Source organism: Glaciihabitans sp. GrIS 2.15 (assembly GCF_035984695.1).
Taxonomy (GTDB): domain Bacteria; phylum Actinomycetota; class Actinomycetes; order Actinomycetales; family Microbacteriaceae; genus Lacisediminihabitans.
Genome location: NZ_JAXCHU010000004.1, coordinates 1 through 25,131 on the forward strand (window position 1 = coordinate 1; position 25,131 = coordinate 25,131).

At 62.1% G+C, this 25,131-nt stretch carries 24 protein-coding genes and 1 tRNA gene; 11 read left to right on the forward strand and 14 right to left on the reverse strand.

Annotated elements, in window-relative coordinates; all coding sequences use genetic code 11:
* Positions 1–605: 605 nt before the first annotated feature.
* From RCH11_RS06595 to RCH11_RS06625, 7 genes are all read right to left on the reverse strand, one after another.
* Complete coding sequence (locus tag RCH11_RS06595; protein WP_327056208.1) at positions 606–1,241, reverse strand: hypothetical protein; 636 nt, start codon at positions 1,239–1,241, stop codon at positions 606–608.
* A 252-nt stretch (positions 1,242–1,493) separates the two neighbouring features.
* A complete protein-coding gene (locus RCH11_RS06600; RefSeq protein ID WP_327056209.1) occupies positions 1,494–1,898 on the reverse strand; it encodes a hypothetical protein in 405 nt (134 codons plus the stop codon).
* A gap of 4 nt (positions 1,899–1,902) precedes the next feature.
* Positions 1,903–2,772 carry a family 43 glycosylhydrolase gene (locus RCH11_RS06605; RefSeq protein ID WP_327056210.1) on the reverse strand — a complete coding sequence of 290 codons (870 nt, stop codon included), beginning with the start codon at positions 2,770–2,772 and terminating at the stop codon, positions 1,903–1,905.
* Positions 2,772–4,961 carry a glycoside hydrolase family 36 protein gene (locus RCH11_RS06610; protein WP_327056211.1) on the reverse strand — a complete coding sequence of 730 codons (2,190 nt, stop codon included), beginning with the start codon at positions 4,959–4,961 and terminating at the stop codon, positions 2,772–2,774. Before RCH11_RS06610 ends, RCH11_RS06605 begins: the two co-directional genes overlap by 1 nt.
* Entirely contained in the window at positions 4,958–5,833 is an 876-nt protein-coding gene (locus RCH11_RS06615; RefSeq protein ID WP_323513154.1) for a carbohydrate ABC transporter permease, read from the reverse strand. Before RCH11_RS06615 ends, RCH11_RS06610 begins: the two co-directional genes overlap by 4 nt.
* On the reverse strand, positions 5,830–6,708 hold the full coding sequence (locus tag RCH11_RS06620) for a carbohydrate ABC transporter permease (protein WP_327056212.1): 879 nt from the start codon (positions 6,706–6,708) through the stop codon (positions 5,830–5,832). The genes RCH11_RS06615 and RCH11_RS06620 overlap by 4 nt, the downstream gene beginning before the upstream one ends.
* 61 nt (positions 6,709–6,769) lie before the next feature.
* On the reverse strand, positions 6,770–8,017 hold the full coding sequence (locus RCH11_RS06625) for an ABC transporter substrate-binding protein (protein WP_327056213.1): 1,248 nt from the start codon (positions 8,015–8,017) through the stop codon (positions 6,770–6,772).
* 238 nt (positions 8,018–8,255) lie between these two features.
* On the opposite strand from RCH11_RS06625, the gene RCH11_RS06630 reads away from it, so the two are divergent.
* The 3 genes from RCH11_RS06630 to RCH11_RS06640 all read left to right on the forward strand — a co-directional run bounded on the left by RCH11_RS06630 (position 8,256) and on the right by RCH11_RS06640 (position 11,250).
* Complete coding sequence (locus tag RCH11_RS06630; RefSeq protein WP_327056214.1) at positions 8,256–9,329, forward strand: LacI family DNA-binding transcriptional regulator; 1,074 nt, start codon at positions 8,256–8,258, stop codon at positions 9,327–9,329.
* 346 nt (positions 9,330–9,675) lie between these two features.
* Complete coding sequence (locus RCH11_RS06635) at positions 9,676–10,260, forward strand: recombinase family protein (protein WP_327056215.1); 585 nt, start codon at positions 9,676–9,678, stop codon at positions 10,258–10,260.
* Positions 10,261–10,431: 171 nt separating this feature from the next.
* Entirely contained in the window at positions 10,432–11,250 is an 819-nt protein-coding gene (locus RCH11_RS06640) for a hypothetical protein (RefSeq protein ID WP_327056216.1), read from the forward strand.
* Between the two features lie 660 nt (positions 11,251–11,910).
* Here the strand turns inward: RCH11_RS06640 and RCH11_RS06645 are convergent.
* From RCH11_RS06645 to RCH11_RS06655, 3 genes are all read right to left on the reverse strand, one after another.
* Positions 11,911–11,982 (reverse strand) — tRNA-Arg (locus RCH11_RS06645).
* A gap of 148 nt (positions 11,983–12,130) precedes the next feature.
* A complete protein-coding gene (locus RCH11_RS06650) occupies positions 12,131–12,628 on the reverse strand; it encodes an HNH endonuclease (RefSeq protein ID WP_327056217.1) in 498 nt (165 codons plus the stop codon).
* A 341-nt stretch (positions 12,629–12,969) separates the two neighbouring features.
* On the reverse strand, positions 12,970–13,662 hold the full coding sequence (locus RCH11_RS06655; protein WP_327056218.1) for a metal-dependent transcriptional regulator: 693 nt from the start codon (positions 13,660–13,662) through the stop codon (positions 12,970–12,972).
* A gap of 94 nt (positions 13,663–13,756) precedes the next feature.
* Between RCH11_RS06655 and serC the strand changes: the two genes are divergently transcribed.
* On the forward strand, positions 13,757–14,869 hold the full coding sequence (serC, locus tag RCH11_RS06660) for a phosphoserine transaminase (protein ID WP_327056219.1): 1,113 nt from the start codon (positions 13,757–13,759) through the stop codon (positions 14,867–14,869).
* 2 nt (positions 14,870–14,871) lie between these two features.
* Positions 14,872–15,105 (forward strand): DUF2530 domain-containing protein, encoded by a 234-nt coding sequence (locus RCH11_RS06665; RefSeq protein ID WP_327056220.1) that lies wholly within the window; start codon positions 14,872–14,874, stop codon positions 15,103–15,105.
* Positions 15,106–15,135: 30 nt separating this feature from the next.
* Here the strand turns inward: RCH11_RS06665 and RCH11_RS06670 are convergent, their stop codons facing one another.
* Entirely contained in the window at positions 15,136–15,729 is a 594-nt protein-coding gene (locus tag RCH11_RS06670; protein ID WP_327056221.1) for a DUF3027 domain-containing protein, read from the reverse strand.
* Complete coding sequence (locus tag RCH11_RS06675; RefSeq protein ID WP_327056222.1) at positions 15,722–16,102, reverse strand: cold-shock protein; 381 nt, start codon at positions 16,100–16,102, stop codon at positions 15,722–15,724. The genes RCH11_RS06670 and RCH11_RS06675 overlap by 8 nt, the downstream gene beginning before the upstream one ends.
* A 68-nt stretch (positions 16,103–16,170) precedes the next feature.
* Here RCH11_RS06675 and RCH11_RS06680 point away from each other — a divergent pair, with 68 nt between their 5' ends.
* The 3 genes from RCH11_RS06680 to RCH11_RS06690 all read left to right on the forward strand — a co-directional run bounded on the left by RCH11_RS06680 (position 16,171) and on the right by RCH11_RS06690 (position 20,357).
* Positions 16,171–16,467 (forward strand): hypothetical protein, encoded by a 297-nt coding sequence (locus RCH11_RS06680; protein ID WP_327056223.1) that lies wholly within the window; start codon positions 16,171–16,173, stop codon positions 16,465–16,467.
* 49 nt (positions 16,468–16,516) lie between these two features.
* Entirely contained in the window at positions 16,517–18,388 is a 1,872-nt protein-coding gene (locus RCH11_RS06685; RefSeq protein WP_327056224.1) for a helicase-associated domain-containing protein, read from the forward strand.
* A gap of 310 nt (positions 18,389–18,698) precedes the next feature.
* Positions 18,699–20,357, forward strand: coding sequence for a DNA repair helicase XPB (locus tag RCH11_RS06690; protein ID WP_327056536.1), 1,659 nt, complete (start codon positions 18,699–18,701; stop codon positions 20,355–20,357).
* 150 nt (positions 20,358–20,507) lie between these two features.
* Here RCH11_RS06690 and RCH11_RS06695 read toward each other — a convergent pair whose 3' ends face one another.
* Positions 20,508–21,260, reverse strand: a complete 753-nt coding sequence (locus RCH11_RS06695; protein WP_327056225.1) for a pyrimidine reductase family protein — start codon at positions 21,258–21,260, stop codon at positions 20,508–20,510.
* Positions 21,260–22,117 (reverse strand): dihydropteroate synthase, encoded by an 858-nt coding sequence (gene folP / locus RCH11_RS06700; RefSeq protein WP_327056226.1) that lies wholly within the window; start codon positions 22,115–22,117, stop codon positions 21,260–21,262. The genes RCH11_RS06695 and folP overlap by 1 nt, the downstream gene beginning before the upstream one ends.
* A gap of 108 nt (positions 22,118–22,225) precedes the next feature.
* Here folP and RCH11_RS06705 point away from each other — a divergent pair, with 108 nt between their 5' ends.
* From RCH11_RS06705 to RCH11_RS06715, 3 genes are all read left to right on the forward strand, one after another.
* Positions 22,226–22,918: a response regulator transcription factor gene (locus tag RCH11_RS06705; protein WP_327056227.1), complete on the forward strand. Its 693-nt coding sequence runs from the start codon at positions 22,226–22,228 to the stop codon at positions 22,916–22,918.
* Between the two features lie 67 nt (positions 22,919–22,985).
* Positions 22,986–24,653 (forward strand): sensor histidine kinase, encoded by a 1,668-nt coding sequence (locus RCH11_RS06710; protein WP_327056228.1) that lies wholly within the window; start codon positions 22,986–22,988, stop codon positions 24,651–24,653.
* A gap of 89 nt (positions 24,654–24,742) precedes the next feature.
* Positions 24,743–25,033 (forward strand): WXG100 family type VII secretion target, encoded by a 291-nt coding sequence (locus tag RCH11_RS06715; RefSeq protein WP_327056229.1) that lies wholly within the window; start codon positions 24,743–24,745, stop codon positions 25,031–25,033.
* Positions 25,034–25,131: the final 98 nt, after the last annotated feature.

Consider the following 25,131-nt stretch of genomic DNA (forward strand, 5'->3'; position numbering starts at 1 on the left):
CGGAAATACTCGGTGGCCCCACACCGCGCTACTGACCAGATCGACCAGTGGCCCCGAACGTCAATATCGGTGGCCCCCAAAAGCTCAAATACTCACTATCGCAATAGTGGCTGCGGCGTCGATGGTGATTTCGGTCAAAAGAACCGACTCAACAACTACCACGGGAACGTCGAACCGTCCCGGGTTTCATGCCGCTTTCGTTCTGGGGAATGAGAGCGGATCACGATCGGCCCGGGCGAGCTCAGACATTCAAGCGTTCGTCGCGTCCATGAAAGGTAGATCGAATCTGAATTCCGACAAATATGGCGCCCGCAGGCGGGACGCTGAACGGACACTCCCCCGTCGTTACTGGGATCGACGGCACGTTTCGGCGCAGGGTGCCCGTATAGGTGCCCCGTGAGGAATTCGCGCTCAGGTACGTCATACGCGACACCAGTTCGACGCTGTAGACCGTCTCGGAAGTCATGGGTTGCGAGGCAAGTAATCGGGGCACGCAGAAGCCGGCAAGACTAGCGAAATCGAGCGTGCGGTGGTGGATTGTTGTGTTGGAAGATCGCTCTCAACGTATTTGCAGGCAGCAGACCCGAGGTGGTTCGCTGTGTGTCTCAGTCGGTATCGACCTGCGTGACGGTTACTCCACTGACGCCTGCGCCACCCTTAGAAAGTTTGAAGCTGCGGCCATCGTAGGTTTCAATAAACCAGGCATGACTGCCCTTTCCAGTGCCGATGCGATAATCGAGACGAATATCAGCCGGGGAGAACCCCAGGGTCTTTCGCTCCCAGGCTTCGATGCGCTCCATCGGCACTGCCGGACGTGCAGACGTGGTGCGACCGGAATGAACAAACCAACGTTCGCCATCAGTGTCGCTGTAGACGAACCATCCATAGTTGCCCCTTGTCGGTGGAATGGTTGTCTTCTTCCTCCACTTCAAGCGTTCGAAATCGAGTTTTGCGTTATGTGCTTTGAGCTCGGCGATCAGCGAATCAATATTCGCTGGCAAATCCGCGCCGGGCTCAGCATCCGGACCCTCGTCGATCGAGGGGTCTGAAGCAATCGTTCGATCACGGAGCTCGACCAGCACACGAGCGTTGTCTCGCGTGAGGACGGAGACTTCAATGAGGACTTGTTGTTGCACGCCTGATTGTTTACCTTGGCGTTGCGCGATGAAAAGTGCGATGAGCACGCCCGCAGCGCTGACAACGACCCCAACGATTGACAATACGAACGACGCTGTGTCCACAGGGTCATTCTGACAGCGCTGGTTCGTTGGCAACGTGACCAACTCAGTTCGGTTTCTCCCACTGTGGTTCCCAGCCCACAGCAGCTCGTCTCACAAGGCTGCCGGCGTAGCTACGCTGGCAGGGTCGTAGCGCTGCTTTTCGGAGCTAGAGAGGGCCACTGCAAAGATCTTCTTCGTCTCAAATCCCTAGGCTTCACTTAAGCCTCGGCTACGTGCCGCCAGCCGAGTTCGAGCAAGCCCACTACGCGACCCTCAACCGAGAGCCGCACCCCGCATAGGAGCGGCAGAAAACCCGGCGCGCTTCAATGTAGCGGTATTGCCGGAACGTGTTGAGGCGAGTCCAAGCGAGTTGAGCACCAACTTGTAAGAGCTAAAGGCAAAATTTACGATGATCGAGACAGTCACGTTGCCGTTGGCGAAATCGAGCTCAGAAAATGAGGCGGTATTGCCCCGGGCATTCGAACCGGCGCCATAAACGCCGGCGCTTTGACCGTTGGCTGATACCGAGAAGTCGCTACTTGACGTTGCGCCCGCGGGTACCGGAGCGGTCGTCACCGTGCCCGTGCCCGCGAACGCCGGAGTGGGTTTGGTGATGCCGAGGAGAATCGCGGTCGTTACCGACGCGATTTTGATCAGTACTGCTCGCCGTTGAGACATTGGTCTACCTTTCCTTCATTGAATGAAGCCGAGCGGCCTCGGCATCATTAATCACCGTCACGGATCCGTGGCGTGCGTCTCGTGGTAAGTCCAGCCGGACAGGCGCCCAATCCCGCCCGTCCACGGAAGTCATTGCTTGATAGCCGTCCTCGAGGAATGGGTCGAACAGTATGACGAGACGGCCATCGCTTTCAAAAACCGTGGGGCCTTCGACAAATGATGGGCTTCCAAAGCGCACGCCTGTTCCTTCCGGCCGTCCATCTGGGCTCAGTGCCCAGATGAGCAGATCTTTTCGGGCTTGGGGTGTCTCGTTGGTTCCAGTTTCATCTTTGGCGACCAAAAAGCCTGACGAGTCGGGTCGTTTGAACACGGTCGCGTCGATCAACGAGAACCCCGGATCAAGGTAAACCGTCGATTCGGTGTAAGAGCGGAAATCGGGCGTTTTGCAGCTCCAGATGGAGTGGTACTGCTCGCTGGCCAGCCAGTCGACGCCAGCGTCGGGTTCCAGTCGCACCGAGGACGACCAGATGATATTGATCGTTCCGTCGCGGTCAGAGAAGAACTCAGGCGCCCAGGCATTCTTCGCGCCGGCAATTTTCGACATCACAGGGATGGCCTCAAAATCGGTCCACTCGAGAAGGTCGGCGCTTCTGGCGTGGATAATGCTCGTGCTTGCCCAGCCGTTTGTGGCTAGGAGATGGAAGAGCCCGTCGGATGCGCGCCCGATGAAGGGATCGCGGAGAGTCCGGTCCCCGATCGGACTGGTCACGATAGAACCGCCGCCTGCGACGGGCTCGAACACGATGCCATCCCAGCTGAGGGAAAGATGCAGGGATTCATCCTGAGTTGTAAAGTACGAGAACAAGTACGGCATCAGCCGACCGTCTTCGTCACGAGATAAACCCGCGCAGCAGGCTCATCACCCGACCCCGTGATGAGAAGCCGCCTGTTCTTCAACTCCACCGTCCACGGACGACCGATTTCCGGCGGCGGGAAAACCTGCTCGACGGTTGCGCCGTCATCGACTCCGATCTCGAGAACGACAGCGGGATCTGCACCACTCTGGCGCCAAACCATGACGACGACCTCGCCACTTTCCGCGTTGTCGAAAGCGACGGTAGACCATGGTTCGCCCCACCGAGCCATACCGGTCGGATACCTGACAATAGAGCTTGACTGGATTTTGATCAGACGCTTATGAACGGAGACACCTGCGGCGACGAGTTCCAGCTGACGGTCATCCATTCGACTCAGCACCCCAGCCAAATAAAGACGCCCCGCAAGACCGTTGGCAATCGTAAAACAGATCATCTCGTCGGTCATATCCGCTTGGGGATATGACCAATTGCCGGCTTGCTCGGGCAGGATGTGCGCCAGAGCGCCGACCGCAATGCTCGGGTAAAGAAGTGGATTTGGTTGATCCGACGTCGACTGGATATGTACGTTCTCGAGTATCCCGAAGTCGGACCTCATCCCGCCCGAGGCGCAGTTTTCGATGAGCACGTCCGGATGACGCTGCCGAAGCCGGGCGAGCCAAGCTACGTGAGCCCGCGCATTTTCTAACAATCCACCGCCAGCGCTGCCGCCATCTCCGTCGGGCCCAGGAGAGAGCATGGAGTTGTAATCGAACTTGAAAAAGCAGACTCCGAGCTCGACGACCAGTCGGTCCAAGACCCGGTCGAGATGGCGTGTAGCGGCGGAACTCCGGAAATCCAAGTAGAAGCGGCCGCGATCGCGGATCCGGCCACCGAATCGGTGGAGAAAAGCCTCCTCGGGAAGTTCGATGGCTGCGTCACTCGTTTCACCGACGACTTCCGGTTCCAACCAAAGCCCTGGTTTCATGCCGCGCGCCCGGATAGCGTCCAGGGTTGTCGAAATCCCGCGCGGAAAGCGGGAGACGGAAGGGTTCCAGTCCCCGACCGAATCAGCCCAACCCTCACCGTTATCGGCCCATCCGGCGTCGATACAGAAATAGTCGGCACCAACGCGTGCGGCGCTTTCAATGAGAGGGAGTAACTTCTCTTCCGTGGGGTCTCCCTCGAGAGTTCCCATGAAATCGTTATAGATAACCGGATATTCAGCGGCACCACCTCGCATTCGACGCCAGGCGCGTCGTATTTCAGTGAGCCCAGCGAGGGCATCTTCCGTGCTCTGCCCGACGCCGACGCTCACCGTGACCGACTCGAATGCGTCTCCTTGTACAAGCGCATGCGTCCATTGATGAAAGTCGTCAGTCGGCCCACTGACGACCAAATAGGCACCGTCGTCGATGTCCCGGCGCACGATCTGGCCGATCGGTTCAGGTTCCATAAATCGCGGAAGCGCCGATCGGTCCCAGGCTCGCTCCCCCACTTCCCATCGCCACGGGCTGGGGCTATCCACTTGCCAGGCGAGGGCGCGCACCGAGTTCACGGCAACCGCAGCGGGCGCGAAAGAGCCGGACGACCACGTCCCGAAGCTGGTGGCTGATGTGAATCCGCGCCGATATTCGGCAGGGTCATGAGGGGCTATGAGTTGAGCAGCTGGGTCCCGAAGGGGCACGACCTCCCAGCGGTTCTCCGCCGACCAACTGCTCCGGGCACGCCAAATTTTCAAGCTGGTCAAGTCATCCGACAGGATCGCGCCGGTGGCGAAGCTCGATACCGCGGCGATTCGTATCGCCGGCCGCCCCGGTTCAAGGCTGACAACGCTCCGGGTGCGAAAGGCGGCCGCCCCTTCGACGGTTTCGAAGACAGTGACGACGATCAGCCCGATCACATCATCATGTTGCTCGACGATCAGACGGAGCGTATCCGCGTCTCGCTCCTCGCTATGAGCTCGGTACCGAAGGCGTGCCCCCAAGGCGGTCTTGTCCATACGGTTGGGGGTGTCAGTCAACCCGAGACTGGGGATCAAGATTTCGACCAACGTTTGCTTGGGCGTTCGCGCGGGGGCGTCGGCGACGCCCCACATGATGTCCTCGAGGACGACGGGTTGATCCATTCCGTGAGTCAGCCGGAGACGAAGTAGGCCGTTGCCCCACTCGAGTACCGTGCCCTCACGGGTGAGCTGCTCGGCGATCATGCTTTCACCGCCCCCGAGGTCAATCCCTCAACGACGTTTCGCTGAAGGAGAAGGAATATCACGAGAAGCGGGGCAACCCCGAGGAGTGCTGCTGGGAAGAGAACAGTCGGTTCCACCGATTTCGGATCCACCAACGCGTACGCGTTTGCCATCACTGTGCGACTTCCGGTGTCCTGAAGAAACACGAATGGGATGAGGAGGTCGTTCCAAATGTTCAGCGTCATGAAGGTCGCGAGTGTCGCCGTGACAGGCCGAAGCAGGGGAAGCAATATCGAGAAGAAACTGCGGAGGGGCCCCGCCCCGTCGAGGGCCGCTGCCTCCTCCAGCTCGAGGGGGATCTGCCGGAAGAAGCTGGTGAAGAAGAAGATCGCCAGCGGCAGGTTCAACGCCGTGTAGATGAAGACAACTCCGAGGTGGGTATTGAGCAGTCCCATGTCGCGGATGAGCAAGTACAGAGGGGCGAGCAACACGAAAATCGGAATGGATGTTCCGAGCAGAAAGGACCGATAGACGGCGCTCGTCCATGGGCGAGATATGCGCGCGAGCGGATAGCTCGCCATTGCGCCGATCACGATCGTGAGAGCCGTGGATCCGAGAACCAATATGACCGTGTTCAATACGCTAATGCCGTAGTCCAGCTTGGTGAAAGTGTCGGTGATATTCGAGAACGTCAGGTGCGTGGGGATGGCGATGGCATTCGATGCGACGTCTTTCGCCGGTCTGAACGCGACTGACAACGTCAGAACGAACGGAAGCATCAGCGCAACGATGGCGAAGGTCAGCCCGATGTTGGAAAGGATTCGCGCGGGAGAAACGCGCGACCGCGACCCAGTGCCCCCGCGCTTCTTCGATGAGTGAGCTACGAGATTCATGACATCCGCCTTTCGCGAAGCTGGAGGGCCCTGTTGATGCTGGCGGTGATGATGACAACGGTCAACAACAAGAGGATTGAGATCGAGACGGCGTAGGCGAACTGATTGCCGCCGGAGAACACTTTCTGGAATATGACAAGGGATAGGGTCTGAGTCGAATTAGCCGGACCACCGTTGGTGAGTACCAGCGGAAATTCGAAGACCCGAAGCGAGCCGATGAGGGACAGCGTCGTGTTCACGGTCAGCGATGGCGCAAGAAGTGGCCATTCAATGAGAGCAAACCGTTTCCACCCAACCGCCCCATCCATCTGGGCCGCGTCGATGAGGTCGCCCGGCATCGATAGGTACCCGGCCAGGAAGATCACCGCAGAGTAGCCAGCGAACATCCACACGTTCACTGCCGCGACCGACATTAACGCCGTGGAAGGGTCACCGAGCCAGATATGTTTCAACCCGCCCAGGCCGACCTCATCGAGTGTCCGATTGAGAAGCCCATCAGGAGCATAAATGTAGGAAAAGATGAACCCTGCGAGCACTGGGGCAACAAGGGTCGGCAGCAGCATCACGATGCTGAGAGGACGCCGCCACCTCGGCCGACTGAATATCGCCCGTGCGAGCGCGACACCCAACACTGTCTGAAACACGACAACGACGACCGCGTAAATGATCGTATTTTTGAACGCTCCCAGCACAAGGGGGTCGGTCAGCGCCTCCGCAAAGTTCTGCAGCCCGATGAAATTCGCCACCGGACCACCGCGCGAGTCCGTCAAGCTGAGATATGCCCCACGGATCAGGGGATAGATGATCAGCGCCCCGTAGATGACAATCGCCGGGGCAAGAAATCCAATGGCGGTGAGCTTTCGGTTCGCGAACAACGATGTTCCTCTTTCCGGCGGGAGGTGAGTTGTCTCACCTCCCGCCTTCGATCATGGGCGCTTACTTGCTGGTGAGTGCTTTGCGGCCCAACGTGTCATAAGTAGCGAGCAGTTGCTGCTGTGTGCTCTGCCCCAACAACATCCCCTGGACCGCCTGCCCGAGCTGCCCCCCGTTGCCATTCAGCCAGGTATTGTAGGGCAGAATCCGGTACTGACCCGCAGCGTATGCGGCGTTGAAAGGTGCCGTCGCATCCGACTTCGGAGTACTAACGGACTTGAACGGACTGATGGCGTTCTCCGCATTCACGAACGGCGCAGAGTGACCGGTAGACCAGTAGTCGACGTATTCCTTTGCGACCGTGTCGGCCTTGGAAGCCTTGTTCACCTGCCACATCACGCCTCCGAACAGAGTCGCGACTTGCTTGCCATCATCTGCGGGCCAGGGGAAGATCTGCGCATTGATGCCGGCCTGGTGAACGCCAGACAGGTTCCATGCACCCTGAACCCAGAACGCACTCTTGCCGGCCTTGAAATCCTGAAGGCCCTGACTCCATTCATCGATGCCAAGCTCCGACTTCCAAGCTACGTAGCCTAGAGAATCCAAGTCCACCAACTGCTTCGCGCTCGAAGACCAATCGCGAACGAAACTGGTCTTCCCCGCGATGAATTTCTGATCCCACTTGGGATCGTCGCGATAAACAAGCGTAGAGGCGATCTGCTGGAGCGTGGACTCCGCCGTCCATGCCGACTTGTCGGGGAGAGAGAGGGGGGTGATGCCCGCACCCTTCAGCTTCGCCATGTCGTCAAGAAAGGTGGACCGAGTAGTCGGGACTTCGGTAATGCCGACCTTCTTGAGCAAATCCATGTTCGCGTATGTGGTGATGCCGATCAGTTCCGTGGGAGCGGCATAGACCTTCCCGTCGCTCCCTTGGGTGAAGGACTTCAGGTCCGGAAGCACGTCCGACGCCCACGACTGCTTTCCTAGATCGGCCAGATATCCGGAAGAAGCAAGCGTCTTGGTGCTCACTGGGTCGCCCATGAAGACATCCGGCGCATTACCGGCGAGAAGCTCGGCTGAGAGCTTCTGCGTGTACGAGTCGCCAGCGGGCATATAAGTGAAGTCGATCTTCACTCCAGGGTGAGACTTCTCGAAAGCCGCGTTGATCTCAGCAATCCCCGCCGGCTCCGTTCCACCGCCCTTCCAGGCAAGAACTTTCAAGGTCGACGAGGCCGCCGGGCTTTGTCCCGTACTGCAAGCCGAAAGAAGTCCGGACGCCACCACTGCGACGCCGACGAATACGCCAAGCAAGCGCAGATTTTTGTACCTCATCATTGGGGTCCTCTCATAGATGCTTCAGGGTTCATCGCTCGCGCACTTTGCGGGCGAAGTGCCGACTCTTGGCTAGCTGGAGTCGATCGCCATGCAGCTGGGTAAGTCATCTTGCGCATATATAGAACGCAATGTCAACGCTAACAATGAAATTGTTGTTAGCGCTGCCATCGCAGCGAGTAGAGTCTTTTTTAGACATCAGGACGGAGTGTGGAATATGGCGACGGACGCTTTGACCAGCAGGTTGATCTCCTCGGAGAACCAACTGGGAAACGGACACGCGAGTCTTGCCGACGTCGCCCGGTTGGCGGGGGTTTCTGCTCAGACCGTTTCTCGCGTCGTCAATCGCAAAAACAACGTCGCGGAGCCGACCCTCACCCGAGTACGCGAAGCCCTTGACGCCCTCAGCTTCCAGCCAAACCGGATCGCCAGAAGCCTCGTGTTGAGCAGGTCCGAATCAATCGGAGTCATCAACCTGGGCATTCCGATGAACGTGTCCCTCAGCCAAAGCCAGTTCGGGATCGGACAATCTGCCGAATCTGCCGGAATCGCAACGATCTTCGCCACAGTGCTCGAACCTGAGACGGGCCACGCCTCTGAAGACGCTGTCGCCCGAGCATTCGACCGATTACTCGGTCAACGCGTCGAAGGAATCATTCTCGCGACGCCGATGTCCCAACGCTACTCCGCGCCGCAGAAAATCGCCGCAACCCTTCCTGTCGTGGAGATGTCACGAAACCCCGCCGCGGGGATCTCGAGTGTGGGAACTGATGGCGTACATGGTGGCGTACTCGCTGGTGAGCACCTCCTTGACCTCGGCCACCGTCGCATCGCCTTTGTCGATGGGCCCGCCGATGAGGGCTATGCGGGCGAAAGGCTGACGGGTATCGAAAACGCCCTGCACAGGCGAGGCCAGTCGCTCGAGCGACACCTACATGGCGACTTCAGCTCGGCGAGCGGCTACCGGGCAGGGCAAGAACTGATGCGGCATGTGGGCGTGACCGCGATCTTTTGTGCCAACGATCAGATGGCGCTTGGCGTCATGCACGCGTATTCGGATGCAGGTCTCTGCGCGCCTCGCGACTTCAGCGTGGTCGGATTCGATGACATTCCCGACGCGCAGCATTTCACGCCTACACTCACCACGATTCATCAGGATTTCATAGAAACCGGCGCGCAAGCGTTCCACGAACTGACGCGTCTAGTGGAGGGCGAACTGCCCCGCCGCATCTCGCTCGAGCCGACTCTGGTCATCCGGGATTCCACCGGCCAACCGCCGTCACCTGTCTGATTATGGGCCCCGATGTTTTTTTAGTTATTTTTACTTTCTACCCGGTTGTCTGGTTCGGTTATTCATATATCTCCGAGGCTTTGGGAGTATGAAGCCGCGCTTGGAACCGAAGCGCTGAGATCCAAGAGCGCGCGCTCATTCCACCGCCTCGGCCATGAGTCTGCGAACCTTAGATATTTTGGTCGTGTGTCGTAACCCTAGGCATACAAGGCGTCTCACTGCCGTGAGCTGAGCATCCTTGAAATCGTCGGAATCTGCGAGCACAGCGAGTCTTATAACTACGTCGCATAACCTCCTGTTGTGGTTGCGGAACACACCGTTAGTTATGAGACACCCTAGGAGCACAGTGCCAAAGCTGATCGGCTACGCGCGCGTATCCACACGCCAGCAATCCACCGACCGGCAACAAGCCGACATCCTCGCCGCAGGCGTCCGGCGTGACGACCTCTACATCGACCACGGAATCTCCGGTGCTCGAGCATCACGGCCCCAGTTCGACCGTGCGCTCGACGCACTCCACGACGGCGACACTCTCGTCATCACGACCCTGGACCGATTGGGTCGGTCAACGCAGAACATGCTCGCGTTCACTGAAGAGCTTCGCGGTCGTGGAGCCGGCCTCCGCGTGCTCAACCTCGGCGGCGGTGATGTTGATACTGCGACACCGATGGGGTCTGTGCTGTTCGCGATCATGGCCGCGCTCGGACAGATGGAACACGAAATCAAGCGCGAGCGTGTTGTCGACTCCATCGCGAAACGCCGCGAGGCCGGCAAGGATCTCGACGGGAGGCCGCAGCGGATCGCCGACAGCCAAATCCGCAATGCCCGTCGACTCATTGACGCTGGAGAGACTGCAACAACGGTTTCCCGCGTTCTTGGAATGTCTCGAGCAACTTTCTATCGCCGAACACGGGCTGACGGCGCTCACTGAATCTCCCCAGTTCTGCTCACTGAAATTCCCCACTCCGGGTCGCTTCCGTTCATAGGAACGGGCCTTCCTCGATGCTGATGGTCTTCGACCACACACCAGCTCGAGAAAGGCCCTATTCCTATGCTTTCAGAGGAGGACGACGTGGATATCCACGCGCTCAAAAGACAAGGGATGACAATCAGTGAGATCGCTCGCCGCACTGATCATGACCGTAAAACGATTCGCGCCTATCTGGCCGGGGATCGGGTCCCGGGACAGCGGGAACGTGCGGAACCAGACACGTTCGACATGTTCGTCGATTACGTCACAGCAAGGCTGACCGAAGATCCGCATTTATGGGCCGCGACACTGCTCGAGGAGTTGCGGCCACTGGGCTTCACGCGGTCATATCCGACGTTGACCCGACAGGTTCGCGATCGCAAGCTGCGCCCGGCGTGCACCGCATGCGCGCATGTGACGAAACGCCCCAACGCGATCATCGAACATCCCGCGGGAGAAGAGACCCAGTTCGACTGGGTCGAGCTGCCCGACGCCCCACTCGGGTGGGCGTTCCCGACCAAACGCGCCTTCGTCCTCGTCGGATCGTTGGCGCACTCCGGCGTCTGGCGGGCCGTGATCTCCCCATCGATGGACCTGCCCCATCTGTTGGCCGCGATGACGCTGCTGCTGAGCTTGCTCGGCGGGGTGACGGCCACTTGGCGGTTCGATCGGATGAGCACTGTGTTGAAGGCCGGGACGATTGACCTGACGCCGATGTTTGCCGCGTTCTCCAAACATCATGCGGTCAGCGTGGTCGCCTGCCGGCCCCGGTCGGGGAACAGGAAAGGGGTGGTGGAGAAGAACAACCACACTGCAGCCCAACGGTGGTGGCGAAACCTTCCCGACGAGCTCACCCTTGAGCAGGCGCAGCAGAGCCTGAATCGTCCCGGATTTTCTGCCGCGTTCTTCTTGGTGAAAAGACAGGATTCAGGCCGAGAAAGTTCCCGGTGATGGTTCCCAAATGACACAGCGCCGGCGCGCTTGGCGCAGAGCTGGACTGGCCCATGAGCTGTCCCGTTCACCGCCCCGCTCACGGGGCCTCGGGGAAACTTCGAACGTGCCGATTCCACTCGGCGTGATCACTTTTGGAAGGAGACACTGTTCGTCTTGTTTTGGATCGTCTCTGCTTCCATAGATTCGAGACTCACGCGTTCCGTCCAGTAAAGCCCAATCACGCCACCGCGGCCATCCTCTAAAAGTCAGGCTTGCCCTCAGTGCTCGCGATTTGTGCCCCAAGAAACGACACACTGTCGCGTTCGTTGACGTCCGAATGGATCCTCTTAGAACCCCGAGTATCACTGTGAGCCGTGGCGGTCTAATCGCTCTTGCACTGTGCCTGTTAACACCAGCACCACGAAAGAACCATCCGTGCTTCCAGCTAGGAGGGCAGACAGCCAAGTTCGTGGAGTGGGTTTACCCAACTCAAGTTGCGCATACGACGAGCTGGCCGCTGAACCAAGCATCGAGCCGAAAGCGGCTGCTCAGGGAGTATCAGCAAATGCGAGCGAAACGACGGGAATCGGCACCCGCGAAAGTCGGACTAGTCCAGAGTTACGTGCGAAAAACCCAGAAATGGATGCGACGTGACAACAACCTGACGCGGAACCTGAGTGCCCCTGGAGGGACTCGAACCCCCAACCGTTTCCTTAGGACGGAACTGCTCTTCCATTGAGCTACAGAGGCTGGCGTCGCAAGTTTAGCCGGAGGGCGATGAGTAGCGAGAATTGCGCGCTCGGAAGCGTGGGCAGGGTGTCGTCGTCGATAGTCATGGGCGGGAGGGGACCATGGGAGATCTAAAAAGAAAGCGGGCGGCTGAGACCGGCCAGCAGAATCACGCCGCGGGCGCGAGGAACTCTTCCCACTCGGCCTCGGCTCGCTCGACCCCGCGCACCAGCCAGGCCGTGCCGTGCGGCGGCTTCGGGCGCACTCGCAGAGTCCAGTTCATCTCGGCGGGAGTGCGATCGCCCTTCAGGTTGTTGCAGCGCAAGCAGCAGGCCACGAGGTTCTCCCAGCTGTCGGCGCCCCCACGGGAGCGCGGGAAGACATGATCGATGGTGTTGGCCGTGCCCCCGCAGTATCCACAGCGCTGCCCGTCCCGGCGAAGCACACCGCGACGCGACACCGGGATGAGCCGACTGTTCGGGATGCGCACGTAGCGTGTCAATAGGATGACAGAGGGGCGGGCGTAGGAGCCGGATGCCGCCCACACCGGATGCTCGGCATCCGCCGCGACGATCGTCGCCTTCTGGTTCATCACGAGCACGATCGCTCGCTTGAACGACACAACGGCGAGGGGCTCGAAGCCCGCATTCAGGACCAGCGTGCGCATTGTCATCCTTTCGACGATGCCTGGACGGCTTCCAGGCAGTTCGATGCACCTTGGATTCCGGGAGAAGTCAGGGAAAGCGTGCGGTGAGGCGCCGGGGCAAACAAAAAGGCACTGTCAGTGAGACAGTGCCTGATGATTGCGCGCGGAGAAAACCGCCCGGTGCTGACAGCAGTGCCGTATGTAGAAAAGCGCGCGCGCATCCACGGATTGGATGGCTCGTGATTTCGACATCTGGCTCTTTCTCGAAAACGACTCTCAGAATTGCAAGAATCCCAGCGTAACCCAGAATATCTGCGCAACCCGAAGCGTGACGCACCACGAAAGTAACCGTTAACGCGTAGTTAGATTCCCACGTAAACGTGAATCGCGACCTCGTTAGGTAATTCGAGGCCGTCTTCATGACCGTCCGCCTGCACCCGCACGTACGAACCAAAGGCAGAGAAGCTCGCCCTCGCTCCGGGCATCACGCCAGCGGAACGCAGTTGCTCCAGAAGCTCGACCTCATACTGCACTGGCTCACCCAGGCGCCGGATGACGCCGACGATCGGTCCAACGGCCCCGAGCGTGAAGTTGACGATATTCACCACACCGTCCGAGAACTTGCCCGCGCTGTGATCACCGAATTCGTCGAGGCCCGGGATCGGGTTGCCGTAGGGCGAGTGCGTGGGGTGCTCGAGCATCTCGATGATCCGGCGCTCCACCGACTCGCTCATCACGTGTTCCCAGCGGCAGGCCTCCTCGTGAACGAGGGTCCAGTCGAGGCCGATCACATCGGCGAGGAGCCGCTCGGCGAGTCGATGCTTGCGCATCACCTGGATGGCCTTGCTCCGGCCCTCCGCGGTAAGGGCGAGGTGACGGTCACCCTCGACGACGACGAGTCCATCGCGTTCCATGCGGCCGACCGTCTGCGAGACCGTTGGACCGGAGTGGCCGAGGCGTTCGCTGATCCGGGCACGCAGGGGGAAGATGTTTTCTTCTTCGAGTTCGTAGATCGTGCGGAGGTACATCTCAGTGGTGTCAATGAGATCGGCCATCGTCGCCTCCTAACGCTGCATGCTTGTCAGGTAAGCCTAACCTGCGGTGCACGCCCGGCATCTCGCACGAAACCGAGCCAATAGAATCGAAATTATGCCGGTTCTGACCATTCCCTCGTCCCTCCTGCCCACTGACGGACGATTCGGCTGCGGCCCGTCCAAAGTGCGGCCGGAACAGCTCGCACATCTCGCGAGCGCCGGAGTGAACATCCTCGGCACCTCGCACCGCCAGGCACCGGTGAAAGACCTCGTCGGCCGAGTGCAGTCCGGCCTCTCTGCGCTCTTCCGCCTTCCCGACGGCTACGAGGTCGTGATCGGCAACGGCGGATCGACGGCCTTCTGGGATGCCGCGGCCTTCTCCCTCATCGAGAAGCGCAGCCAGAATCTCACCTTCGGCGAGTTCGGCGCCAAGTTTGCCCAGGCTGCAGGCGCACCGTTCCTCAGAGCGCCGATCGTGATCGACGCTCCCGCCGGAACCCGCAGCGAGATCGAGATCACCTCCGGCATTGACGTCTACGCCTGGCCGCACAACGAGACCTCGACGGGAGTCATGGCCCCGGTCATCCGTGCCGCCGGTGACGACGGTGCACTCACGGTCGTCGACGCCACGAGCGCGGCGGGGGGCATCGACTTCGATGCTGCGCAGGCCGACGTTTATTACTTCGCACCGCAAAAAAACTTCGCCTCGGATGGCGGCCTCTGGTTCGGGTTGTTCTCCCCCACCGCGATCGAACGGGTGGAGCGAATCGCCGCGAGCGAGCGCTGGATCCCCGAATTCCTGAGCCTGAAGAACGCCGTCGACAACTCGCGCCTCAAGCAGACCCTCAACACTCCGGCGCTCTCGACCCTGCTGCTCATGGAGAACCAGATCGACTGGATCAATGACAACGGCGGACTGGGCTGGGCTGATGCCCGCACCCGGGAATCATCCGCCGTGCTGTACGACTGGGCCGAGTCGGTCGCCTACGCAACCCCCTTCGTCACGAATCCCGACCACCGCTCGCAAGTGGTCGTCACCATCGACTTCGACGACACGATCGATGCCGCCGGCATCGCGAAGACCCTGCGCGCCAATGGCATCGTCGACACGGAGCCCTACCGCAAACTCGGCCGCAACCAGTTGCGCGTCGCCACCTTCACCGCGATCGAACCGGATGACGTGCGCGCCCTCGTGTCCTCCATCGAGTACGTCGTGGGCAACAGCTGATCATGCGCGTGTTCCTGAGGGATTCCGAGCGCCGCCCCGATCCGGTACCGGTGAAGACGGATGACCGCCGGCCCATCCTCATCGGTCTCGCCGTGTGGGTGATCGCCACCATCGTGGTCGTGCTGTTCTTCGCACCGATGAGCGGCTCCGGCAACAGCGGACTGCTGTCGACCTGCGTCGTCGGAATCGTGCTGGGACTCGCCGGTCTGGTTTATGCGGCCAAACGACCGAAGTAGGGTGCCCCGGCGCGCGACCTGTCTACGTGCTCAGACCGAGCGCTCGTGCTCGTCTGCGGGCTCATCGTCGACGTAGTCGTCATCAGTGTCGTCGTCGTCATCCGACTCATCGATGTCGACTCCGTCGAGATCGCCGCTGTGCAGCACGTCACTGCTGAGGTCGTCATCGTCGTCTTCGTCGTCAGATTCGTCGTCGTCCCTCTCGTCGTCATCGTCATCGTCATCGTCCGACTCGTCATCGTCATCATCCGATTCATCGTCGTCGAATTCGTCGTTGCTCTCGTCATCCTCCGCCGCGGTGTCCTGCGCGGCGGTGTAGTCGGCGAGGCGGTCGACCCACGGCACCCAGGCCGGAGAGAGCAGGGCGGCATCGCCCGGGGTCAACTCGGTCTCGAGCACGCTCGCGGGGGTCTCGTGCACATGGGCGATGCTCGCCGTCCAGCGCCATCCGGGGTACCCGGACAGGAGCGTCTCGAAGTAGACCGTCGTGACGCCGTCGCCCTCGTCGATCGATCCAGCGGGGGCACCGATCGACTCGGCTGACGTGATCTCGAGCAGGGCGCCACGACCGAGCTCGAAGTCGGAGTCCGGTGCCACCGAATCAGGCGCCACCGAATCAGGCATCGAGTTCGTCCGCTACCTTGCGCAGCATCGCGGCGATCGTCTTGCCATGCTTGCCGTCGGGGTAGCGGCCGCGCTTGAGGTTGGTACCGATGCCGTCGAGCAGCTTCACCAGGTCCTCGACGATGATCGACATGTCATCCGCTGGCTTGCGGCTCAGCTTGGCGAGGCTCGGCGGTGCCTCCAGCACGCGCACCGAGAGTGCCTGCGCTCCGCGCTTGCCGTCGGCGATACCGAATTCGAGTTTGGCGCCCGCCTTGACTGTCGTGCCCGCGGGGAGTGCAGAGGCATGCAGGAAAACTTCCTGGCCGTCATCAGAACTGATAAAGCCGAAGCCCTTTTCTTCATCGTAGAACTTGACCTTGCCGGTGGGCATGGCGGTACCTCTTTCGCTTGGCTATGCCCGTAAGACTACGGGGAGTCGGGGGCCGTATCCTTATAACTGTGGCAAAAGAAACCCCGGTGACCATTCATCGTAACGAACGCGTGTTGGCCTTCATGATCGCAGGGATCGTCGGCCTGTCCATCGTGGCGCTTTTCGCCCTAATGATCGCGCCTGCGTCCGGCCTGCCAGCCAACCAGTTCCAGGGTGGGTTCTGGCAGGCGGTAGCGCTCCTGCCCGGTGTAGGGCTGCCGATCGGATTCTTGTTGATCATCGCACTGCTCGTCATCAGCGCGCGTCGTCGCGGCCGCGATGCTGCCGCCTCAGTACCCCGCAACTCCAGCTCGACCAAGAAGTAATACGCAGCGATTCGGCGGTGCCGCCGGACACAGGAACGGGCGGGTAGACATGAGCGACACCCTGTCAATGGCGACGCGCCTCCGCGCGATGGACGACGCTGCGATCGCTGCTGCGATGCGGGCTCGGGACATTAGCCCATCCGGCATCAAGGACTTCTTCGACCTCGCCGAGGCCTTCGTCGACCGTGCGTCGATCCAACAGATTCTCACGCGACGGGACCGGGAGACCCTCGCGGTGCTCACCGCGATCGGCCAGCTCACCGAGGAGGCCGGGCCGCCGTCGGCCGCGGATCTCGCCACGCGGCTGTCGGCACTCTCCGATCGCGAGGTCTCCGCAGCATCCGTCTCCGATCGCGTCGCAGCGGTGGCGGGGCTGCTGCTGCTCGACGAAGAGTCGGGCCGCTTCGCCGCGTACGACAGTGTGCGCGACCAGCTGCGCTCCTGGCCGGCCTTCGGCCTCCCCTCACTCGCCGACCTCACGGCGGCGAGCGCCCCTGCCGCTCTAGAACCGGTGCCGGACGTTGACCACCGCTTCATCGACCGGCTCGGTGCCGAGCGCGCTTTCGCCGCCATCACGGCTATCACTGAGCTTCTCCTGGAAGTGGAGCGCGAGCCCGCCCGTCAGCTCGCGAAGGGAGGCGTCGCCCTCCCCGACAGCAAGCGGCTCGCCCACGCGATGAGCGTCGACCTCGAATCGGTGGCCGTCTTCCTCGCCGTCGCCGAGCGCGCCGGACTTGTCGCCCGCCAGACCGGGTCGTGGATGATCACCGAGAACGGCAGCGCCTGGATGCTGCGCTCAACGGGCGCCCGCTGGGCCACGCTCGGCTCGGCCTGGTTCGAACGCCTGCCCATCGACATCCGCGCGCTGCTTGGCGAGCGCACACACGCTCTGTGGGGCTCCGGGCTACGGGGTTACATCGACTGGCTGTATCCGGCTGGCGGCGACTGGATGGACGAGCGCATCGGCGCCTACACCCGCGACGCGGAGCTGCTGGGTATCACGGCCAATCAGGCGCCAACCGGGCCCGGATCCCTGTTGCTCGCCGACGGCATCCGCCCGGCTGAGGAGGCGATGACCGCCCTCTTGCCCGCCGAAGTCGAGCAGGTCTACCTGCAGCACGATCTCTCGGTGGTCGCTCCCGGGCCGCTTACCCCGCGGGTGGATGCCCGGCTACGGTCGCTCGCCGACGTGGAGAGTCGCGCCCTGGCCTCCAGCTACCGCGTTTCCACTTCGAGCGTCAATCGGGCGATGGCCTCGGGCGAGACGGCGGAGTCGATCCTCGAGTTTCTCGGCAGCATCTCGCTCACGGGCATCCCGCAGCCTCTCGACTACCTCATCGGCGAGGCATCGAGCCGCTACGGGCAGGTGCGGGCAGGCAGCGTGACGGACCCGCGTCCGGATGCCCGCAGCTACATCCGTTCCGACGACGAACTGCTTATCGGCACGATCGTCGTCGACCAGAACCTGTCGTCCCTCGGCTTCGAGCGCACCTCCGGGAACCGCGCCGAGAGTCGCTTCCCCCTTGATGTGGTCTTCTGGACGGTGAGCGATGCGCGCTACCCGGTAGCTGCGGAGGATGCCGACGGCGAGATCGTGGCCCTGCGGCGGCAGCGCACCGCCCGACCAGCTCCCGCGGACGGACCGCACCCGATTGATGCCCTCATCGAACGCCTGCGCCTCGGCGGTGAGCCCGAAGGTGAAGAGACCGGTCATGCGTGGCTGATCCGCCAGCTGGATGCCGCGATCAAGGCAAAGATGCCCCTCACCGTGAGCGTCACAATGCCGAACGGCACACTGGTGGACTACCAGCTTGAGCCGACGAGCGTGGCCGGCGGCCGCCTGCGCGGTCGAGATAACCGCGCCGCGATCGAGCGAACCCTGCCGCTGTCGCGCATCGCGGGCATCTCCCCGGCGAAATAGGGCTTTTCTCGACTCGCGCAAGGGTCCTCGTCAGCAGGACTATGGGCGGCTGGATTATGGACGGCTGGATTATGGGCGGCTGGGGCCGCCGCGGTAATCGTGTTCGCCGATCAGAGCATCCGACCGACACGCCGCACTGCGGGGTCGGCACGTTCGACGCGTTTCCTGTGCGGCCTGATCCGCGCACCGGGTCGACCTCGCGAGAGTGAGCGCCGGTGTCAGCGCCAGCGTACGAGGCCCGCGGATGCCGCGAACCAGGCACCACGGACGACCACCCACCCACGTGACCTAGGCTAACGAGGTGGATGCGCTGTCTGGACCCCTGATCGTGCAGAGCGACCGTACCGTGTTGCTGGAGGTCGCGCATCCCGCCGCAGAAGATGCCCGCCATGACCTCGCCGTCTTCGCCGAACTGGAGCGTGCGCCAGAGCACATACACACCTACCGCATCACGCGGCTCGGTCTCTGGAACGCCCGTGCCGCCGGCCACACCGCTCAGAACATGCTCGACACCCTCGAGAAGTACTCCAAATTTTCGATTCCCCAGAGTGTGTCCATCGATATCGCCGAGACCGTCGGGCGTTATGGCCGGCTCGTCATCGAGCGCGACGAGCACGGCACGCTCATCCTGAGGTCGAGCGATGCCGCGGTACTGAGCGAGATCGTGCGGGCCAAGCGCATCGCCCCACTGCTTTTTTTGCCTGACGACCAGCGGGGCAAAGGCACCGAGATCGACCGGTACGAGATTCGGCCCTGGGCGCGTGGAGAGGTGAAGCAGGAGTTGGTCAAGCTCGGCTGGCCGGCCGAGGATCTTGCCGGATACACACCGGGCACGCCACATCCGATCTCCCTCAATACCAGCGCGTGGAACCTGCGGGAGTACCAGAATCAGGCGATCTCGAGCTTTGTGGATGGCGGTTCTGGTGTTGTCGTGCTGCCCTGCGGCGCGGGCAAGACACTCGTCGGCGCGGGAGCGATGGCCAGGGTCGAGACCACGACACTGATTCTTGTGACCAATACCGTCTCTGCCCGGCAGTGGCGGGCCGAGCTGCTCAAGCGCACGACACTCACCGAGGATGAGATCGGCGAGTATTCCGGGCAGGTGAAAGAGGTGAAGCCGGTCACCATCGCGACCTACCAGATCCTCACGGCGAAGCGCAAAGGCGAGTACGCCCATCTCGCGCTGCTCGACGCCCTCGACTGGGGTCTCGTGATCTACGACGAGGTTCACCTGCTGCCCGCCCCCGTCTTCAAACTCACCGCCGAGCTGCAGGCCCGTCGCCGCCTCGGCCTGACCGCGACACTCGTGCGCGAGGACGGTCGCGAGGGCGACGTCTTCAGCCTGATCGGTCCAAAACGGTTTGACGCACCCTGGAAGGAGATCGAGGCTCAGGGCTTCATCTCCCCCGCCTCGTGCTTCGAAGTGCGGATCGACCTGCCCGCGCAGGAGAGACTCGAGTACGCCGCATCCGCCGACGACGAGCGTTACCGGCTCGCCGCAACCGCCCCGGCGAAGCTGCAGGTGGTGCGGGATCTCGTGAAAAAGCACGCGGGCGAGCGCATCCTGGTGATCGGCCAATACCTCGACCAGATCGATACCCTCGCAGAAACCCTCGACGCCCCCAAGCTCACCGGGTCCACCCCGATCGAGGAGCGTGAACGGCTGTATCAAGCCTTCCGCGAGGGTGAGATCACCCTGCTCGTGGTGTCAAAGGTCGCAAACTTCTCAGTGGACCTGCCCGAGGCGACGGTGGCCATCCAGGTCTCCGGGAGTTTCGGTTCACGCCAGGAGGAGGCCCAGCGTCTCGGAAGGCTGCTGCGTCCGAAGGAGAGTGGGCTCCCCGCCAATTTCTACACCCTGGTCGCGCGGGACACCGTTGACCAGGACTTCGCCCAGAACCGCCAGCGCTTCCTCGCCGAGCAGGGCTACAGCTACACAATCCTCGACGGGGACGCGATCTCGGCCTGAGGCAGTCGCAGATCCTCGAGCGGCGCGGCCAGTGAGCCCGTTCCGGCGGGATGACTCGGAGCGAAACGGCTCTTCGCGCCGAAATCGGCTCACCGTCGCCCGGGCGCCGGGCGGCGGGCGGCCGGCGCCCGGGCCGGGCGGCAGCCGCGGCTAGCGCGCGACCTCGTAGCGCAGCAGCAGGGTGTTGCCGGAGACCAGCACGTGCCCGAGAATCAGCTCGCTCGGATGGGCCAGTTCCCCGGCGGCGATGCGCTTGGCGTCGCCCGCCACCAGCTGCGGGCTCATCGTGAGGCACAGCTCGTCGACGACGCCGGCGGCGATGAGCGTGCCGAAGAGCGACGGACCGCCCTCGCAGTGCTGCTGGGTGAGGCCTCGCTCGGCGAGGGCAACCGTCATCGCGACGGGGTCGAGTTCGTCTACTCCCGCGATCACGATGTCGGCCACCGCTGCGAGCCTGTCTCGGCGATCGCGCGGCGCGGCATCCGTCGTAATGATGATCGGCCGAACCGGAGCGTCGGTGAAGATGCGAGAGGCCGGGTCGAGGTCGAGACCGCGTGAGACGATCGCGAACACCGGATGCGGCGGCAGCCCCCTGGCAATCCGCCGATCCGCCGACGGCTGCTGGAGCCGCATCGGACCGTAAGACTCCGCCCGGACCGTACCAGCGCCGACGATCACGACATCGCAGAGTTCACGCAGCAGGTCGAAGACCCGATGGTCGGCGTCGTCCCCGAGGCCGCCGGATACCCCGTCGACCGTCGCAGCACCGTCAACGCTCGAGACGAAGTTGACCCGCAACCAGGTCTCGGACCGGTCCGCCCGCGCATAGAGCGAAGAGAGAGCATCGTCGGCCAGGTCGGATGCCGCCACCGGATACACGCTGTCTAGGCGCACAGTGGCCATCAGACGTTGTGTCGCGCATGGGCAGGCTGGCGGAATCCGAGTACGGCTTCGGTGAGTCGCACCGCATCGACCGCCGCGGGAACGTCGTGCATCCGCACGATTCGCGCGCCGTTCATGATGCAGATGACCGCGGCGGCGATGGAGCCCGACTGACGCTGCCCCTGCTCACGATCGATCGATTCGCCGATGAAGTCCTTGTTCGACACCGCAGCGAGCGTCGGTAACCCGATCGCCACGATCTCCTGCAGGCGCCGGGTGATCTCCAGGGTGTGCATGGTGTTCTTGTTGAGATCGTGTCCGGGGTCCACCACCAGGCGATCCCGGGGGATACCGGCAGCCTCCGCCTGCGCGACCCGCTCGCGCAGATAGGCCACCACCTCTCCGGTCACATCGTCGTATTGCGGGCTCTGCGGCTCACTGCGCGGTACCCCATTGCTGTGGGTGATCACGAGGGTGGCGCTGCTCGCCGCCACGACACTCGCCATCTCCGGGTCAGAGAAACCACTCGTGTCATTAATGACGGATGCCCCGGCCTCGATGCTGCGCCGTGCGACCTCCGCGTTAGTGGTGTCGACTGAAATCACCACGTCGCTGCGGTGATTGATGGCGGCGATTACCGGTATTACGCGGTCGATTTCGTCGGCGAGGCTCACCGGATCACCGCGACCAAAGGGCACTCCCCCGATGTCTACCCAGTCGGCGCCGTTGGCCGCCGCTGCGAGGGCGGCGTCCACCGCCCGATCGAGCGCGAAGGTCGCTCCTTTGTCGTAGAAGGAGTCGGGGGTGCGGTTGATAATCGCCATCACTGCGACTTGGCGGTCGAAATCGAAGGTGCGTCTTCCGATAATGCGATTCACCCTCACAGACTAACCACGGAAAGCCGCATTCTCGCCGAGAACCGTGGGCGCGAAGCATCCGGGACCCGTGCTCAGGAAATGCACAGCTAACGCGCAGATACTAGTGCCATGAGCGATGGCCCGAAAATCCTGATTGTTGATGATGAACCAAATATCCGCGACCTGCTGACGACGAGCCTGCGATTCGCCGGTTTTGCGGTGCGCGCCGTGGGGAACGGAGCGCAAGCCATTTCTGCGGTGCTCGAAGAAGAGCCGGACCTCATCATTCTCGATGTGATGCTGCCGGACATGAACGGCTTCGGAGTCACCAAGCGCCTGAGGTCGAGCGGGTACACCTCCCCGATTCTCTTCCTCACTGCGAAGGATGACACCGAAGACAAGATCACCGGCCTCACCGTCGGCGGTGATGACTACGTGACCAAGCCGTTCAGCTTGGACGAGATCGTGGCCCGCATCAAGGCGATACTGCGCCGCACCATGCAGGATGAGGAAGATGCCATCATCCGCGCCGGCGAACTGACGATGGACCAGGACACTCACGAGGTCACTGTCGGATCCGAACAGATCGAGCTGAGCCCCACCGAGTTCAAGCTGCTCCGCTATCTCATGCTGAACCCGAACCGCGTGCTCTCCAAGGCCCAGATCCTTGATCACGTGTGGGAGTACGACTTCAATGGCGACGCCGGCATCGTGGAGAGCTACATTTCCTACCTTCGCCGCAAGCTCGATCAGTACTCTGAGGAGCCGGTAATCCAGACCAAGCGCGGCTTCGGCTACATGCTCAAGGCCGCGCGGGTCTGAGCATCCCCCCGGTAGCCAGCGATATGGGGCACACCCTCAGGGTGAGCGCCGTAATCTTGAGTTTCTAATGCACGTCAAACTCATGGGCTGGTGGAGCGGGGTCTCCCTCCGCACCAAGATCACCGGTGTCACCGTGCTCTTGGTGACCCTCGGCTTGCTCGTGGCGGGCGTCGGCACGATGACAGTGCTGCGCACCTACCTTCTCGCCGACGCCGATACGAAAATGACCAAGTACGCGCAGGCCGTTCCTGGCTATACGAAGACCGGGGCAAAAACCTGTGACGTCCTCCCCGGGATTAACAACTACTACCTCGCCGTGCTCGATACCAACGGTGACGAACTCTGTAACAACCGCGCCCTGACGCACTCGACTCCCAACATGCCGCCGATGCCGTTCAACACGGTGATCAAGGTCGGCGGTGTGCCCTTCACCGTCTGGGACAAAGAGCACGACGACCAGTGGCGCGTCGTGGCCGTCCCGCGCAACATCGTCGATTCAGCGGATTACGTCACCGTGGTGGTGGCCGTCGACCTGGTGAGCTCTGACCGGCTGATCAACCAGTTCCTTGTGATCTTCCTTGGCTTCGGGCTCGCGGTGATCGTGCTCGGTGCCGCGCTCACCCGGCTACTGGTCACCTCCACCTTCGCCCCGTTGCGTGAGGTCGAAGCCACCGCGGCCGCGATTGCGGACGGCGACTTCAGCCAGCGACTGCAGGGCGCCACCCCGAACACCGAGGTCGGGCGCCTCAACCGCTCGCTCAACACCATGCTCAACCGCATCGACCGAGCCTTCTCCGATCGCGCTCGCACCATCGACCAGATGCGCCGGTTCGTCGGCGATGCGAGCCACGAGTTGCGCACTCCGCTCGTCTCGGTTCGAGGCTATGCCGAGCTCTATCGCATGGGCGCGCTGCAGAAGCCAGAGGATGTGGCCCAGGCCATGGAACGCATCGAGAAGGAGGCGATCCGCATGGGCGAACTGGTTTCCGACCTGCTCGAACTCGCCCGTATCGATGAGGCAAAGCCGCTGCAGCTCGGTCCCGTCGACCTTGTGCCGATCGCCCACGACGCCGCCCTGGACGCGATGGCATCCGCCCCCCGGCGCACCGTGAGCGTCATCGTGGCCAATTCCCCCTCCCTACCGGCGACGGATGCCCCACCGGTCACGGTCACCCCCAGTAGCCCCGCTGCCTCGGTTGGCGCGCCAGCCGCGGCCGGCCCCATTCGTTTCGCCGGAGCTCAACTTGCCCGCCTGCGTCGCCGCCAGGCCCGCGGTGAACTGACGACCACCATGCCAATCGAGATTGCGCCGCTGCTAGTAGACGCTGTCGAGCAACCTGCGGTGGTGCTGGCGGAAGAGAACAAAATCCGCCAGGTGGTCACCAACCTCATCGGAAACGCGATGCGATTCACCCCGGACGACAGCCCACTCGAGCTCATCGTCTCGGTCGATCGCGTACACCGGGTGGGCGTGCTCGAGATCGTCGACCATGGCGAGGGCATTCCTCCGCAGATTCGCGAGAAGATTTTCCAGAGGTTCTGGCGTGCCGATTCTTCACGCACTCGAGAGACGGGCGGCAGCGGACTGGGGCTGGCAATCGTCTCTGGCATTATCGCGTCGCACAAGGGTGAGGTGACTGTCCAGGAGACTCCCGGGGGTGGTGCAACCTTCCGCGTGAGCGTTCCGCTCCTCCCCGAGGGCTACACCCCGCCCATTGCCCCCAAGCGCAGCTGACGCCAGCATCCTCCTGGCCGGCGGCGGCTAGCGTCGGACTTCTCGATCCGGCACAGACGGCGCCCGGACGCGAACCAGAGGAGGTACACATGACCCGCTATCAGGTGGACAGCGAAGCGGTACTTGGCGCGACATCGGCAGCCAAGAGCACTATCGGCCGCATTCAAGGCGAGGTCGGTGCACTGCACGGCCAGCTCACCAATCTGCAGGCGTCCTGGTCAGGGCCCGCAGCCTCCGCCTTCCAAGGCGCGGTGATCGAGTGGAAGAGTCTCGAACAGCGTGTGGAAGAAATTCTCGCCGCTATGGGAACAGCGCTCGGCCATGCCGGGCAACAATACGCCGAAATCGAAGCGGCGAACACGCGGCTGTTCGCTCACTGATCGGAAGGTGGCCCGATTCTTCGGCGGCTGTGCGGGCGGGATCGCAGTGAGGCACGAGATGACCGAGACCGCACGGACGACGGAAGGCGGCCCCTTTC